At 46.0% G+C, this 15,137-nt stretch carries 15 protein-coding genes; all 15 read left to right on the plus strand.

The features are described 5' to 3' along the window. Window positions 1-117 precede the first annotated feature (117 nt). The 15 genes from rpsB (at window position 118) to rnhB (ending at window position 15,013) form a co-directional block, all read left to right on the plus strand. A complete protein-coding gene (rpsB, locus tag L5M11_RS03575; RefSeq protein WP_006080979.1) occupies window positions 118-846 on the plus strand; it encodes a 30S ribosomal protein S2 in 729 nt (242 codons plus the stop codon). Window positions 847-966: 120 nt separating this feature from the next. Beyond that, the gene (tsf, locus tag L5M11_RS03580) at window positions 967-1,818 is read left to right on the plus strand and encodes a translation elongation factor Ts (RefSeq protein ID WP_028760606.1); all 852 of its coding nucleotides are present in this window, start codon (window positions 967-969) and stop codon (window positions 1,816-1,818) included. A 68-nt stretch (window positions 1,819-1,886) separates the two neighbouring features. After that, entirely contained in the window at window positions 1,887-2,624 is a 738-nt protein-coding gene (gene pyrH / locus L5M11_RS03585) for a UMP kinase (RefSeq protein ID WP_006080981.1), read from the plus strand. Window positions 2,625-2,645: 21 nt separating this feature from the next. Continuing rightward, a complete protein-coding gene (gene frr, locus L5M11_RS03590) occupies window positions 2,646-3,203 on the plus strand; it encodes a ribosome recycling factor (protein ID WP_012088724.1) in 558 nt (185 codons plus the stop codon). 81 nt (window positions 3,204-3,284) lie between these two features. Beyond that, a complete protein-coding gene (locus L5M11_RS03595) occupies window positions 3,285-4,112 on the plus strand; it encodes an isoprenyl transferase (RefSeq protein WP_028760605.1) in 828 nt (275 codons plus the stop codon). Between the two features lie 20 nt (window positions 4,113-4,132). Next, window positions 4,133-4,990 carry a phosphatidate cytidylyltransferase gene (locus L5M11_RS03600; protein WP_219250179.1) on the plus strand — a complete coding sequence of 286 codons (858 nt, stop codon included), beginning with the start codon at window positions 4,133-4,135 and terminating at the stop codon, window positions 4,988-4,990. 4 nt (window positions 4,991-4,994) lie between these two features. After that, window positions 4,995-6,185 carry a 1-deoxy-D-xylulose-5-phosphate reductoisomerase gene (gene ispC, locus L5M11_RS03605; RefSeq protein ID WP_263184674.1) on the plus strand — a complete coding sequence of 397 codons (1,191 nt, stop codon included), beginning with the start codon at window positions 4,995-4,997 and terminating at the stop codon, window positions 6,183-6,185. 39 nt (window positions 6,186-6,224) lie between these two features. Next, the gene (rseP, locus tag L5M11_RS03610) at window positions 6,225-7,595 is read left to right on the plus strand and encodes a sigma E protease regulator RseP (protein WP_028760602.1); all 1,371 of its coding nucleotides are present in this window, start codon (window positions 6,225-6,227) and stop codon (window positions 7,593-7,595) included. 31 nt (window positions 7,596-7,626) lie between these two features. After that, on the plus strand, window positions 7,627-10,107 hold the full coding sequence (bamA, locus tag L5M11_RS03615; protein ID WP_028760601.1) for an outer membrane protein assembly factor BamA: 2,481 nt from the start codon (window positions 7,627-7,629) through the stop codon (window positions 10,105-10,107). A 64-nt stretch (window positions 10,108-10,171) separates the two neighbouring features. Continuing rightward, window positions 10,172-10,669: an OmpH family outer membrane protein gene (locus tag L5M11_RS03620; RefSeq protein ID WP_028760600.1), complete on the plus strand. Its 498-nt coding sequence runs from the start codon at window positions 10,172-10,174 to the stop codon at window positions 10,667-10,669. Between the two features lie 3 nt (window positions 10,670-10,672). After that, a complete protein-coding gene (gene lpxD / locus L5M11_RS03625) occupies window positions 10,673-11,698 on the plus strand; it encodes a UDP-3-O-(3-hydroxymyristoyl)glucosamine N-acyltransferase (RefSeq protein WP_105249717.1) in 1,026 nt (341 codons plus the stop codon). Between the two features lie 31 nt (window positions 11,699-11,729). Next, a complete protein-coding gene (gene fabZ, locus L5M11_RS03630) occupies window positions 11,730-12,194 on the plus strand; it encodes a 3-hydroxyacyl-ACP dehydratase FabZ (protein ID WP_006080990.1) in 465 nt (154 codons plus the stop codon). Further along, window positions 12,191-12,961: an acyl-ACP--UDP-N-acetylglucosamine O-acyltransferase gene (lpxA, locus tag L5M11_RS03635; RefSeq protein ID WP_028760598.1), complete on the plus strand. Its 771-nt coding sequence runs from the start codon at window positions 12,191-12,193 to the stop codon at window positions 12,959-12,961. The genes fabZ and lpxA overlap by 4 nt, the downstream gene beginning before the upstream one ends. 241 nt (window positions 12,962-13,202) lie before the next feature. Continuing rightward, on the plus strand, window positions 13,203-14,381 hold the full coding sequence (lpxB, locus tag L5M11_RS03640; RefSeq protein ID WP_168823178.1) for a lipid-A-disaccharide synthase: 1,179 nt from the start codon (window positions 13,203-13,205) through the stop codon (window positions 14,379-14,381). Next, window positions 14,381-15,013: a ribonuclease HII gene (gene rnhB / locus L5M11_RS03645; RefSeq protein ID WP_263191381.1), complete on the plus strand. Its 633-nt coding sequence runs from the start codon at window positions 14,381-14,383 to the stop codon at window positions 15,011-15,013. The genes lpxB and rnhB overlap by 1 nt, the downstream gene beginning before the upstream one ends. The last annotated feature ends 124 nt before the right edge of the window (window positions 15,014-15,137 follow it).

Genomic DNA, 15,137 nt, shown 5'->3' on the forward strand with positions numbered 1-15,137 from the left:
AAATACTAAATCACACACGTGTCGACACATTCTTCGGGGTGCCCTCAGTTATCAATTGCGGGGTCGAAGACATGGGATGCGTGGAGGTCTAACCCCCTAAATTTTAAGGTAATAGAAATGACTACAGTTTCAATGCGCGATATGCTTCAGGCCGGTGTCCACTTCGGTCACCAAACCCGTTACTGGAACCCAAAAATGAAGCCATTCATTTTCGGTGCTCGCAACGGTGTTCACATCATCAACCTTGAGCATACAGTGCCAATGTTCAATGAAGCGCTGGCTTTCATCAGCAACGTAGCTTCAAAGAAAGGTAAAGTATTATTCGTTGGTACTAAACGTGCTGCTGGCGAAGCGATCAAAGAATCTGCTCTGTCTTGTGATCAGTTTTATGTTGATCACCGCTGGTTAGGCGGTATGTTGACTAACTGGAAAACTGTTCGTCAGTCAATCAAACGTCTGAAAGAACTAGAAAGCCAATCAGTTGACGGTACTTTCGACAAGCTGACCAAGAAAGAAGCGCTGATGCGTACTCGTGAGCTTGAAAAGCTAGAAAAATCTTTAGGTGGTATTAAAAACATGGGCGGCCTGCCAGACGTATTATTCGTCATCGGTGCTGACCATGAGCATATCGCTATTAAAGAAGCTAACAACCTGGGTATCCCTGTTGTTGCAGTTGTTGATACTAACTCTGCGCCAGATGGTGTTAACTACATCGTTCCTGGTAACGACGACGCTATGCGTGCTATCCGCCTGTACACTTCTTCTGTTGCTGCAGCTGCAAAAGCTGGCCGTGGTCAAGATTTGGCTGTTCAAGCTGAGCAAGACGGTTTCGTAGAAGCCGAATAATAATAAGGCGCGATGATTATCATCACCCTTATTAACCAAGATTTTTGATTGGTTAACAGGGGCCATTCGGCCCCTGTTTTATATCTGCAAATTAGTCGATTTTTTATAGAGGATTTAACAATGGCAATTACTGCTGCCCAAGTTAAAGAACTGCGCGACCGTACTGGCGCAGGCATGATGGATTGTAAAAACGCTCTGACAGAAGCTAACGGCGACATGGAGTTAGCAATTGACAACATGCGTAAGTCTGGCGCTGCTAAAGCGGCTAAAAAAGCGGGTAACATCGCTGCTGACGGTACAATTCTGATCAAGAATGGCGAAGGTTTCGCTGCGCTATTAGAAGTTAACTGTCAAACTGACTTCGTTGCTAAAGATTCAAACTTCTTAGCATTCGCGAACGCAGTATTAGATGCCGCTGCTGCATCTAAAGTGACTCTTGAAGATTTAAAAGCACAGTTCGAAGATGCACGCGTTGCATTGGTAACTAAAATCGGTGAAAACATCAACATTCGTCGTGTTGAGTACATCGATGGTGCAAACCTATCTTCATACCGTCACGGTGAGCGCATTGGCGTTGTTGTTGCCGGTGAAGCTGACGAAGAAACCTTAAAGCACATCGCAATGCACGTTGCTGCTTCTAAGCCTGAATATGTGAACCCAGAAGATGTTCCTGCAGAAATCGTTGCAAGAGAACAAGCTCTGCAAATCGAAATGTCAATGAACGAAGGCAAATCGGCAGAGATCGCTGAGAAGATGGTTCTTGGTCGTATGAAGAAGTTCACCGGTGAGATTTCTCTGACTGGTCAAGCTTACATCATGGAACCAAAGAAAACTGTTGGCGAAATTCTGAAAGAGAAAGGCGCTAAAGTCACTAACTTCATTCGTTTAGAAGTGGGTGAAGGTATTGAGAAGAAAGAAGAAGATTTCGCGGCTGAAGTTGCTGCTCAAATCGCTGCTTCTAAAAAGGCTTAATCGCCAACGCTAAATACCCCCAAGACCGCGGCAATAGCTGCGGTCTTGTTATGACCAGGATAAAAATTATGAGCACCAATCCAAAACCCGCATTTAGACGCATTCTTCTTAAATTAAGTGGCGAAGCACTGATGGGTGACGAAGGCTTCGGCATCGACCCTAAAGTATTAGATCGCATGGCTCAGGAAGTGAAAGAGCTGGTTGAGCTGGGTATTCAGGTGGGTGTGGTTATTGGTGGTGGTAATCTGTTTCGCGGTGAAGGCCTAGCAAAAGCAGGCATGAACCGTGTGGTGGGCGATCACATGGGTATGCTGGCAACGGTTATGAACGGCTTGGCAATGCGAGACGCCCTGCACCGTGCCTATGTTAATGCTCGTCTGATGTCAGCTATCCCGTTAAAGGGTGTGTGTGATGATTACAATTGGGCTGAAGCGATCAGCTTGCTAAAATCTGGCCGAGTGGTTATTTTTGCTGCCGGTACAGGTAATCCTTTCTGCACGACCGATTCTGCGGCCTGTTTACGCGGCATTGAAATCGAAGCTGAAGTCGTATTGAAAGGCACTAAAGTCGACGGTGTATACTCCGAAGATCCAATGAAGAACCCAGACGCCGTTAAGTATGATGAAGTGACTTATGCGGAAATTCTGGAAAAAGAATTAAAAGTAATGGACTTAGCCGCCTTTACTATGGCGCGTGATCACGACATGCCTATTTTAGTCTTCAACATGAACAAGCCTGGCGCTCTACGCCGCGTTATCATGGGTGAAGAAGAAGGCACGCTGATCAGAGCGAAAAAAGTTATTTAATGACCAAGAAGGACATTTAACGTGATTGAGAACATTAAGAAAGATGCGCAAGAGCGTATGGGTAAATGCGTTGACGCGACTAAAAACCAAATGGCAAAAGTGCGTACCGGTCGTGCCCACCCAAGCCTGCTGGATTCCATTCAAGTCTCTTACTACGGCACTATGACGCCACTAAACCAAGTGGCTAACGTGGGCGTTGAAGATTCACGCACTCTGTCTGTGACTGTGTTTGACCGTAGTGCTATCCAAGCCGTTGAAAAGGCTATTATGAGCTCTGATTTAGGTCTGAACCCTATGTCAGCTGGCGCGACATTACGTATTCCATTACCCGCGCTGACTGAAGAACGTCGTAAAGACTTCATCAAAGTGGTGCGTAACGAAGCTGAAAACGGTCGTATTGCTATCCGTAACGTGCGTCGTGATGCGATTTCTGAAGTGAAAAAGCTTGAAAAAGCTAAAGCTTGTACTGAAGATGATGTGCGTCGCAGTGAAGAAGAAGTGCAAAAGTTCACCGATGCTCACATTAAAAAGGTCGATGAGATTTTAGCGGCCAAAGAAATTGAGTTGATGGAAGTCTAATCTCAGTTCGATAAGCTAGAGTTGATGCGCCGTGTAGGGGTATACTACACGGCGTTTGTCTATTTTAAAGGGCTGTATTAGATGTCATCCACAGTGGAACTTGATCCGCACCCTAGGACGAGTGAGAGTGATTTATACACTCAAACGACCTTGCCGGGACAATTACCCGAACTCGTGAAACAGTCGTTACCTAAGCATGTTGCTATTATCATGGATGGCAATGGGCGTTGGGCACAAACCCAAGGTAAACCACGAGTGATGGGACATAAGGCTGGTGTTAAGGCCGTTAGAAGAGCCGTAAGCACGGCAAGCCAATTAGGCATTGAATCGCTAACCTTATTCGCATTTTCTAGCGAGAATTGGCGTAGACCCGATAAAGAAGTCAGCTTGCTGATGGAGTTGTTTTTTACCGTATTACAGCGCGAAATTAAATTGCTGGATAAGAATCAGGTTAAGCTCAACATTATTGGCGATATCAGCCGCTTTTCGGCGCGATTACAGAAGCAAATTGCTGCTGCCCAAGAGAAGACATCTCGCAATACTGGCTTGGTTCTGAATGTTGCGGCTAACTATGGTGGCCGTTGGGACATACTTCAAGCAGCACAAAAATTAGCGGAAAAGGTCGAAACTGGCGAAATGACCAGCAGTCAGTTCACCGAAGAAGCCTTAAGTGCACATTTGTGCATGCAAAATCAGAGTGAAGTTGATTTAATGATCCGCACGGGCGGGGACTGTCGCATCAGCAATTTTGTGCTGTGGCAGGCGGCCTATGCAGAATTGGTGTTTACCGACACCCTTTGGCCTGATTTCGATGAACAGGCTTTTCATGAAGCGATAGCCATTTTTGCAAGTCGCCAGCGCCGTTTTGGTCTGACTGGAAGTCAGATTGATGAGATGCGTGCATTGTAAAACCTCATGAGGGATTTTTTTTGCTAAAACAACGAATAATAACAGCAATTTGGTTAGTTCCATTAGTTTTGGGGGCGATATTTTTGCTCCCTGCCAGCTACTTCGCCTGGGCCTTAGTTGCCGTCTTCCTTATTGCAGCAAAGGAATGGGGAAGAATTATCGATAATCAGTGTGATGTCACTCAGTGGAGCTTTACCTTCACAGTTGGTATCTTATTGGTGGCAATTAATCTGATCGTGCCAATTGATGCAGTTTGGTTAAGCCACCAATTACATCCTATCTATTTGGCCATTCTCTATATTGGCGCATTCTGGTGGTTAGCATCACTATTATTAGTGGTAACTTATCCTAAAAGCGCTAAGTTCTGGCAAAAGAATCCTATGTTTAAGTCCATGTTTGGACAGTTAACCTTAGTGCCTTGCTTTGTTGCTCTTATCGCACTCAAATCTATTAGCTCACAAACTTCACCCTATTACGGCCCAGTATTAGTACTGTTAGTGATGTTGATTGTGTGGGCCGCAGATTCTGGGGCTTACTTCGTCGGTAAAGCGATAGGTAAAACGAAACTGATGCCTGCAGTGAGCCCTGCTAAAACCTTGGAAGGCCTAGTTGGTGGTTTAGTGACGACTATGCTCGTGGTTGCAGGTGTTATGTATTATTCGCCAGAGCAAGAACTGGGTTTGGTTGTGGCAGTGACCTTATTTGTTGCTTTAGTGTCAGCGCTGGGCGATTTATCTGAGAGTATGTTTAAGCGTGCGGCCTGTATTAAAGATTCTGGCACTATTTTGCCCGGTCACGGCGGCGTGCTCGACCGCATCGACAGCCTGACTGCAGCCTTGCCGGTGTTTACCCTGATCTACATTGCATTCTGGATGTAACGCTATGCAAAATATGGTGATTTTGGGTGCTACCGGTTCAATTGGTGCTAGTACCTTAAGCGTGATTTCGGCTAATCCATTGGCTTATAGCATCTATGGATTGGTGGCCAATGCGAGCGTTGATAAGATGCTGGCTTTGTGTGTAGCCCATAAACCGAAAGTCGCGCATATGGTGGATGAAGAGGCTGCGAAACAGTTACGCGCCGTTTTACCCGCTGCGCTCAATATCCAAGTCACTACTGGCATGAACGATTTACTCGGTTTAGTGACGGCTGCCGAAGTGGATACTGTAATGGCAGCGATTGTCGGGGCGGCAGGGCTAGTACCAACCCTTGAAGCCGTGAAGGCGGGAAAGCGAGTATTACTGGCCAATAAAGAAGCTTTAGTCATGTCGGGTGAGTTGTTTATTGAGGCGACTAAGCGCTCTGGTGCTGTGCTCTTGCCCGTGGACAGTGAGCATAATGCTATCTTTCAATGTTTACCCCTAGAAGTGCAGGCTAACCTCGGCCGTTGCGATTTAGCTGCGTCGGGTATATCCCATATTTTGTTAACCGGTTCTGGCGGACCTTTCCTGCGGTCGGATCTTGCGACACTTGCGGCCATGACGCCTGCCCAAGCCTGTAAACACCCTAATTGGTCCATGGGACCTAAAATCTCTGTCGACTCCGCCACTATGATGAATAAGGGCTTAGAGTTCATTGAGGCGCGGTGGTTGTTTAACACTCAGGCTGAGCAACTTAAAGTGGTTATTCATCCGCAAAGCGTGATCCACTCTATGGTGCAGTACCGTGATGGTTCGGTTATCGCCCAAATGGGTAACCCTGATATGCGCACACCGATTGCCCATTGCATGGCTTATCCGCAAAGAATTCATTCGGGCGTTGAACCTTTAGATTTTTTCAAAGTCGGACAGTTAAGCTTTTATGAACCTGATTTTGAACGTTTCCCCTGTTTGGCTTTGGCTATGGAGGCGTGTGCCCAAGGTCAAGAGGCAACAACCGTATTAAACGCTGCCAATGAGGTCGCTGTTGAAGCATTCTTGCAGGGGCAAATTGGTTTTACGCAAATTGCAAAAGTGAATGAGGCTTGTTTAGTCACTGTGCCTAAACGTCCTATGGGCAGCATAGAAGATATTTTAGCCTTAGATGCGCAAACCCGCGTCTATGCGCGTGAGACATTAGCAAGCATCGCTTAGCTATAGCTGAGTGATGAAATTTATAACGTAAGGAGTGGGATGTTAGATTTTTTATGGAACTTAGGTTCTTTCATCGTTGCACTGGGTCTGTTAATTACTGCCCACGAATACGGCCATTTCTATATCGCGCGACGTTGTGGCGTGAAAGTCGAACGTTTCTCCATTGGTTTTGGTAAGGCTATTTGGCGCCGTGTTGGTAAAGACGGCACTGAATATGTGTTAGCCATGATCCCCCTTGGCGGCTATGTCAAAATGCTTGATGAGCGTGTTGAAGACGTTCCCGATGAATTAAAAGATCAAGCGTTCAATCGTAAAACCGTATGGCAACGTATTGCGATTGTGGCCGCAGGTCCAATTGCTAACTTTATTTTTGCCATCGTTGCCCTGTATTTTATGTATCTGATTGGTGTGCCATCACTTAAGCCTGTGATCACTTCGACGACCCCCGGGACTGCTGCTGCGCAAATTCAAATCACAGAGCCAATGCAAATAACGGCCATTTCCGGTCAGGCTGTGCGTAACTGGGAAGAAGTGAATTTAGCTTTAGTCGGCCACATAGGTGATGAAAGTCTGAGTGTATCACTAACGCCATTGAATGGTTTGCAAGGTTTGGATTCTAGTGCGCGGTCTTACACCTTAGATACGCGTAATTGGCGTTTTGATCCTGAAAAAGAATCCCCGATTACGGCATTAGGGTTAGGGATTTATCGTCCCGAAATCGTCCCCACCATTGCTGCGATTAGTCCTGACAGTGCCGCTGCGAATAGTGAGCTAAAAGTCGGTGACACCTTAGTCGCAATAAATGGTAAAAATTATACCGATTGGCAGGCTTTTGTTGACATTATTCAACATTCTGCCAATGTGCCTGTGAGTTTAACTGTGCGTCGCAATGGCGAACAGTTTAATGTGGCAGTGACACCCTTAAGCAGTAAAAATGCCGATGGCCAAGAGATAGGTATGCTCGGGGTGAGCCCAACCCAAGCACAATGGCCAGACAATATGCGTTTACAACTTGAATATGGACCAATCGATTCTTTCGGCATAGCAGCGGATAAAACATGGCAACTTGTTGCTGTGAGCTTTAAGATGATTGGCAAATTATTTACCGGCGATGTGTCGGTGAAAAACCTGAGTGGACCCATTTCGATCGCACAGGGTGCGGGCAGTAGTGCAAACTATGGCTTGGTCTATTTTCTCGGGTTCCTCGCGCTCATCAGCGTCAATTTAGGCATCATTAACTTGCTGCCTTTACCTGTGCTCGATGGGGGACACCTGCTGTATTACTTTATTGAAGTAATAACTGGTAAACCTGTACCTGAAAAGGTGCAGGAAATAGGATTCAGATTTGGGGCAGCAATACTGCTGATGTTGATGAGCGTTGCGCTTTTCAATGATTTTGCCCGACTCTGAGCAAGGACAGACTAATAATTAGAAGTGCTCTATGAGATTGAATAAACTTTTTGCCTCGATGTTATTCGTCGGTGCGTCGTTTTCAGGGACTGTGTTGGCTGATACTTTCCAACCGTTTGAAGTGACCGACATCCAAGTTGAAGGTTTGCAACGAGTTGCACTCGGTGCTGCCTTGTTAAGCTTACCAGTAAAAGTAGGTGACACTGTTGACCAGTTAAGAATCCAGCAAGCGATTAAAAGCTTGTATGCATCGACTAACTTTGAAAATGTCTCCGTGAGCCGAGATGGCGGCGTATTAGTGGTGAAAGTCACTGAGCGTCCGACTATTAGTGCCGTGACATTCGATGGCAACAAAGACATTAAAGACGAACAGTTACAGGAAAGTCTGGACGGTTCTGGCGTTAAAGTCGGTGAGTCGCTCGATCGCACTATGTTGACCGGTATTGAAAAGGGTCTGCAGGATTTCTACTACGGCGTGGGTAAATACGGCGCGAAAGTGGAAGCCCAAGTGATTAACTTACCCCGTAATCGGGTTGAGCTGAAATTTAAGTTTACCGAAGGTTTAGCGGCCGAAATCCGCCAAATTAACGTGGTCGGTAATCATGAGTTCACCGATGCTGAGTTGATTGGCATGCTGGAACTTAAAGATTATGTAGCTTGGTGGGATCTGTTCGGCGAACGCCGTTATCAGAAGCAAAAGCTGCAGGCCGATCTCGAGACCATCAAAACCTATTATCACAATAAAGGTTATATCCGCTTCGAAGTCACCTCGACTCAAGTGGCTATGACGCCTGACCGTAAAGGTTTATATATCACCATCAACGTAGATGAAGGTGAGAAATATAAAGTTAAAGAAGTAAACCTGACGGGTGATTTGATGGGCCGTGAAGAGTTGATGAAATCAATTCTGCCAATCAAAGCGGGTGATATGTACAACGGCGGTGATGTAACTTTCACCGAAGAAATGTACAGCAAATATTTAGGCCGCTTCGGTTATGCTTACCCTGAAGTGAAAACCTACCCTGAAATTGATGATAAGACTAAAGAAGTCACCTTAAACATCAATGTTAAACCGGGTAAACGTGTTTACGTACGGGCGATTAACTTCACTGGTAACACAGTGACGAAAGATGAAGTGATGCGCCGTGAGCTGCGTCAGATGGAAGGAGCTTGGTTAAACTCAGCGCAAGTGGAGCAATCTAAAGCGCGTCTTAACCGTTTGGGCTTCTTCGAAACCGTTGACACTGAAACCATTCAAGTGCCTGGTACCGATGATTTAGTCGATGTTGCGGTTAAAGTGAAAGAGCAGCCGTCGGGCTCATTCAACGCGGGTGTCGGTTATGGTACTGAATCAGGCCTGAGCTTGCAGTTTGGTGTGCAGCAAAATAACTTCTTAGGCACAGGTAACCAAGCGGGTATCAGCTTGAGCACCAACAAGTACTCTAAAAATGTTAACTTATCCTATACCGATCCGTACTGGACAAAAGACGGTGTGAGTTTAGGCGGGAGCGTTTATTGGAGTGAGTTTGACGCCAATGAAGCTAACTTAGAACGCTATAAAAACAGTTCGTATGGTGTGGCACTTAACTCGGGTTTCCCGATTAACGAATACAACCGTATCAATGGTGGTATTGGCTATCGTCACAACACGATCTCTGAGATCTCAGCTTATGAGCAGGCACTGCGTTTCTATAACATCTATCGTGATGACGATCCAAACGCGGACTTAAGTTTCGATAACTTCGAACTCAGCCTGGGCTGGTATCGTAGCACCTTGAACCGTGGCACTTTCCCAACAGACGGCTCTTCTCAGCGTCTGAACGGCAAAATGACTTCGCCAGGGTCTGATTTACAGTATTTTAAGACAGACTTTGACACTAACTACTATTTCCCTGTTAACCGCAGTCAGAGCGTTGTGCTCTTGGCCCGTGGTCGATTAGGTTATGGTAACGGTTATGGTCAATTTAATGATAATGACCAAATTCTGCCTTTCTGGGAAAACTATTACTCAGGTGGTAGTAGCTCGCTACGTGGCTTTAAGTCTAACTCTGTAGGCCCTCGTTCATTCTATCTCTATCGAGGTAGTGAACCGTGTGCACCGGATCCATCGGGCGATGGCTGTAGCTTGCCTGGCGATCCTAATAGTATCCAAGTCAGTTCTGGCCGCTCTATCGGTGGTAATGCCCTTGCAACGGCAAGTATGGAGTTGATTGTACCAACCCCATTTTTGGATGAGGCTTACACTAACTCAGTTCGTACTAGCTTCTTCGTCGATGCGGGTAACGTCTGGGATACTGAGTTTGATTACGAGTCATATCAAACACTTCCGGCGGACGAGTTTGCTAAGTTACAAGACTATAGTGATCCAGCTCGCCTGCGCGCCTCTTGGGGCTTGAGTGTGCAATGGTTATCACCTATGGGACCTATGGTGTTCAGCTTGGCGTGGCCGCTTAAAGAATATGAAGGTGACCAAACGGAGATCTTCTCTTTCAATATTGGCAAAACTTTTTAAAAGGCATACACTCGGCAAGTTTTGCTGACAATAACAAGGTAACAAGGAGTTTATTTTGAACAAGATGGTAAATTGCGCGCTGATGACGTTAGTTTTGTTAGGCGCGCCGTTAGTGGCACATGCTGAGAAAATTGCCGTAGTGGATATGGGCGCTGTGTTTGAACAGCTCCCACAACGTGAACAGATCTCCCAATCTCTGAAGAAAGAGTTTGGTGATCGCGTAGCTGATGTCCAAAAAATGCAAGAAGAAATGCGTTCTCTGATGGAGAAGCAGCAACGTGATGGTGCATTAATGAACGATGCACAAAAAACTGAGCTGGTTCGTAAAATGGAATCGCTAAAATCTGAATATCAGTTAAAAGGCAAAGCATTGGATGAAGACCTACGTCGTCGCCAAGGTGAAGAGCAAAATAAACTGTTAGTTAAAGTGCAAAAAGCCATCAACACTATCGCTGAAAAAGACCAATATGATTTGGTATTACAACGTGGTGCTGTCATTTATGTTAAGCCTAACGCTGACATCAGTGGCAAAGTGGTTGAAGCCTTAAGCAAAGGCAAGTAATAGATGAATAGTGTGACTTTAAAAGAGCTATGCCTGTTATTAGACGGTGATATCCAAGGCGACGAAACGCTAATTATTAATAGTGTGGCGACCTTAGAAAATGCCAAGGCGGGTCAGATCTCTTTTTTAGCCAACAGTAAATACCGCTCTCAGCTTGAGGCAACTCAAGCGAGTGCGGTGTTATTGTCAGCTAAAGATGCGCAGGATTATCAAGGTACTGCGTTAATTGTAAAAGATCCATATGTCGGTTTTGCTCGTGTTGCTCAGTATTTGGACACTACACCCAAAGCGGCGGTGGGTATCCATCCTTCGGCACAAATTGATCCTTCAGCCCATTTAGGGGAAGGTGTCGCTATTGGCGCGAATGCTGTGATTGGTGCGAACGTCATTTTAGGTGAAAATGTGCAGATCGGTGCCGGTGTTGTGCTGGGACAAGATGTGGTTATTGGCTCAAAAACACGTTTGTGGGCTAATGTCACCGTCTATCACGATGTGCATTTAGGACAGGATTGTATTATCCATTCGGGTGCCGTATTAGGCTCAGATGGTTTTGGTTATGCTAACGAACGTGGTCAGTGGATTAAAATTCCGCAGACAGGTGGCGTGCGTATTGGCGATCGGGTTGAGATTGGTGCTAATTCAACGGTAGATCGTGGGGCATTAGGCCATACAGAGATCCACGACGGTGTGATTATTGATAACCAAGTACAAATTGCCCATAACGATATAATCGGCGAAAATACTGCTATTGCAGGCAGTACTACTGTCGCAGGCAGTGTCACTATTGGTAAATATTGTATTATTGGCGGTAGCTGTGCCATCGCAGGTCATTTGAGCATAGCCGATGGTGTGCATGTGTCTGGTGCTACCAATATCACCACTAATATGCGTGAGCCTGGCTTATACTCTTCTGCCACCGTGGCAATGGACAATAAACTTTGGCGTAAAAATACAGTTCGTTTCCGTCAGTTAGATGAACTGTTCCAGCGTGTTAAAACGTTGGAAAAAAATTTAAAAACACCAGATTAATTGCCCCAAGGCAATTTGAGGAACTCGGTTCGTGTCTAATCAAATGAACACTATGGATATTAAAGAAATACTTAAATATCTACCCCATAGATATCCATTCCTATTGATCGATCGTGTGCTTGATTACACTCCTGGTGTTAGTCTGCAGGCGATCAAAAACGTTTCAATAAATGAGCCATTTTTTCAGGGACATTTCCCGATACAACCTGTGATGCCAGGTGTGCTTATTTTAGAAGCGATGGCACAGGCAACTGGCCTGTTAGCCTTTAAAACGATGAGTAGTGACGTACCACCACCAGGTGTGTTGTATTACTTTGCTGGTATCGATAATGCGCGTTTTAGACGTGTGGTTGAGCCAGGAGATCAAATTCATTTTGATGTCAAAATGATTAAAGAGCGCCGCGGGATTGGCGTTTTCTACGGTGAGGCCAAAGTGGATGGTGAAGTGGTTTGTTCCGCTGAAATCATGTGTGCCCGCAGAGAGATTAGTCAGTGATAGATACATTAGCGTTTGTGCATCCCGATGCAAAAATTGGCAATAACGTCACTATTGGCCCTTGGACCTATATCGGTGCGGGCGTCGAAATTGGTGATGATTGTTGGTTGAGTTCCCATGTGGTGGTCAAAGGTCCAACGATTATCGGCAAAGGGAATCGTATTTTTCAATTCGCCTCCGTTGGTGAAGAATGCCAAGACAAAAAGTACGCTGGTGAGCCGACACGACTGATCATTGGCGACAATAACGTCATCCGTGAAAACGTGACCATTCACCGCGGTACGGTTCAAGATAACAGTGAAACCCGTATTGGGTCGAATAACCTGTTTATGAACTATGTGCATATCGCCCATGACTGTGTGGTCGGCGATAATGTCATCATGGCGAATAACGCATCTATTGCAGGTCACGTGCATGTCGGTGACTGGGCGATTTTAGGCGGTATGACAGGTGTGCATCAGTTTGTGCATATTGGTGCCCATGCATTTACTGCTGGTTGTTCTTTAGTTTTGCAGGATGTGCCTCCCTTTGTGATGGCAGCGGGTCAACCTACAGTGCCTCGCGGCTTAAACAGCGAAGGTATGAAGCGTCGCGGTTTTTCTAAAGAAAGCCAGTTAGCCGTGCGTCGTGCTTATAAGACCTTATACCGTAGCAGCTTAACGGTAGAAGAAGCGATTGAAGCATTAGCTGAAGATGCGCAGAACGATGAGCAAGTCAAATTACTGCTTGAGTTTGTAAAGTCATCGAGTCGCGGCATTATTCGCTAACTTGATGACCACATGACAACAAAAGGGCATTTATATGCCCTTTTGTATTATTGGTTTAAGCCTTTTTTGTGGTAGACGTAGCCGTTAAAAATGCGTTTATTCATCAATGCATTCGACCATAAATGAGCTTAGTCATTAATTGAATCATTAACTTAACATAAGTGTAGGCTTGGAACGATGCATTTTAGGTGCGGTTTACCTCTTCATCTAATGCCATTAATTCATGAGACGTGATTGGTTTATGAGCAATAAAACTCCATTAGTGTTTGCCATGGTTGCCGGAGAACTCTCAGGCGATATTTTAGGTGCAGGTTTAATGGCTGCGCTGCAAAAGACCCATCCCGATGCGCGTTTTGTCGGTATCGGTGGACCCCGCATGGAAGCCCTAGGCTTCAAATCCCTGTTTGCGATGGAAGAACTCGCAGTGATGGGAATCGTTGAAGTGTTATCCCGTCTACCTCGCTTATTAAAAGTGCGGTCATCCTTGATTAGAGAGATCACCGCGCTTAAGCCCGATTGTTTTATTGGCATAGATGCACCGGATTTTAATATAGGCCTCGAGCTTAAACTCAAAGCGCGCGGTATTAAAACCGTCCATTATGTGAGCCCATCAGTGTGGGCATGGCGCCCAAAACGTATATTCAAAATCGCGAAGGCGACCCATATGGTGTTGTCGCTATTGCCATTTGAGAAAGCTTTTTATGACAAGCATCAAGTACCTTGCACCTTTGTGGGTCATACCTTAGCGGATGATATTCCGTTGCGAAGCGATAAAGCGGCGGCGCGTCAGTTACTTGAACTCGATGCCGATGCAGAATATTTAGCGATTCTACCGGGATCCCGTGGTGGCGAGTTAAAGCAATTGGCCGAGCCTTTCGTGAAGGCGGCTTTACTGATTAAACAGAACTTCCCTGATATACGTTTTGTGACGCCACTGGTAAATCAAAAACGCCGTGAGCAATTTGAGCAAGCGCTGAAGGATTTTGCACCGGATCTCGAAATTCATATGGTCGAAGGCCAGTCGCGCGAAGTCATGGCGGCTGCCGATGGCATTTTATTAGCATCTGGCACCGCGACGTTAGAAGCCATGTTGGTCAAGCGTCCAATGGTGGTGGCTTATCGTGTTAGCCCTATGACCTATTGGATTGCTAAGCGCATGATGCAGGTCGAGCGTTTTTCTTTACCGAATCTACTGGCTGGAAAAGATCTCGTCCCTGAGCTCATTCAAGAAGATTGCACGCCAGAGAAAATAGCTGCGGCGGTCACAGTCGAGTTAAATCGAGATTTTACGCCGCTCAAAGCTGAGTTTGATGCCCTGCACCAAGTGTTACGCCGTGATGCGAGCTTAAAAGCCGCTGAAGCGGTAATGGCACTGGTTGAGCCTAAACCAAGTCATGCTAAATCGCTGGAGGCTAACTAGTGGCAACTTTTAAAAGTTTAACCGACGCCGATTTGCTGGCCTTTTCGACGGGATTAATTGCTGGTGTGGATGAAGTCGGCCGTGGGCCATTAGTCGGCGATGTAGTGACTGCGGCTGTGATTTTAGATCCAAACAAGCCCATAAGTGGTCTGAATGATTCCAAGAAACTCAGTGAGAAGCGCCGCGAAGCTTTGTTTGATGAGATTTGTGAAAAAGCCCTGTGTTATCACGTGGGCCGCGCAAGTCCTGCTGAAATCGATACGCTTAATATCTTGCATGCCACTATGTTGGCAATGCAGCGCGCGGTTGCAGGGCTTAAGATTGCGCCTGCGTTGGTGTTAGTCGATGGCAATCGCAGTCCGGCATTTGTTGCCCATAATGGCGTCTCGCTTACCAGTCACTGCATCATTAAAGGTGATGGTTTAATTGCCAGTATTAGTGCCGCATCGATTATCGCCAAAGTGACGCGGGATCGTGAGATGGATGTGCTCGATGCTGCTTATCCGCAATACGGTTTTGCTAAGCATAAGGGCTATCCGACTAAGGCGCATTTTGAGGCCATCGCCGAACATGGGGTATTTGACCAATATCGTAAAAGTTTCAAACCCGTCAAGGCATTACTGGGACTGTAAGCTGTGCTCCCAAGCTACCTGAAGATACGAGTTTCAGGTTGTTTGGGTATAAGTTCCCGTTATCCAGCAAAGTCACTGGCTCTGGCTGCGTGACTTTGTTAGTCTGCTTTCTAGTTATTGTTAA

It is taken from the genome of Shewanella sp. SM87 (genome assembly GCF_025653705.1).
Lineage (GTDB): Bacteria > Pseudomonadota > Gammaproteobacteria > Enterobacterales > Shewanellaceae > Shewanella > Shewanella oncorhynchi.

Bases quoted from the DNA above. Each gene is read 5' to 3' on its own strand.
- L5M11_RS03620 (WP_028760600.1), top strand. From the start codon at position 10,172: ATGGTAAATTGCGCGCTGATGACGTTAGTTTTGTTAGGCGCGCCGTTA.
- bamA (WP_028760601.1), top strand. From the start codon at position 7,627: ATGAGATTGAATAAACTTTTTGCCTCGATGTTATTCGTCGGTGCGTCG.
- rpsB (WP_006080979.1), top strand. From the start codon at position 118: ATGACTACAGTTTCAATGCGCGATATGCTTCAGGCCGGTGTCCACTTC.
- lpxD (WP_105249717.1), top strand. From the start codon at position 10,673: ATGAATAGTGTGACTTTAAAAGAGCTATGCCTGTTATTAGACGGTGAT.
- L5M11_RS03595 (WP_028760605.1), top strand. From the start codon at position 3,285: ATGTCATCCACAGTGGAACTTGATCCGCACCCTAGGACGAGTGAGAGT.
- ispC (WP_263184674.1), top strand. From the start codon at position 4,995: ATGCAAAATATGGTGATTTTGGGTGCTACCGGTTCAATTGGTGCTAGT.
- lpxB (WP_168823178.1), top strand. From the start codon at position 13,203: ATGAGCAATAAAACTCCATTAGTGTTTGCCATGGTTGCCGGAGAACTC.
- rseP (WP_028760602.1), top strand. From the start codon at position 6,225: ATGTTAGATTTTTTATGGAACTTAGGTTCTTTCATCGTTGCACTGGGT.
- tsf (WP_028760606.1), top strand. From the start codon at position 967: ATGGCAATTACTGCTGCCCAAGTTAAAGAACTGCGCGACCGTACTGGC.
- pyrH (WP_006080981.1), top strand. From the start codon at position 1,887: ATGAGCACCAATCCAAAACCCGCATTTAGACGCATTCTTCTTAAATTA.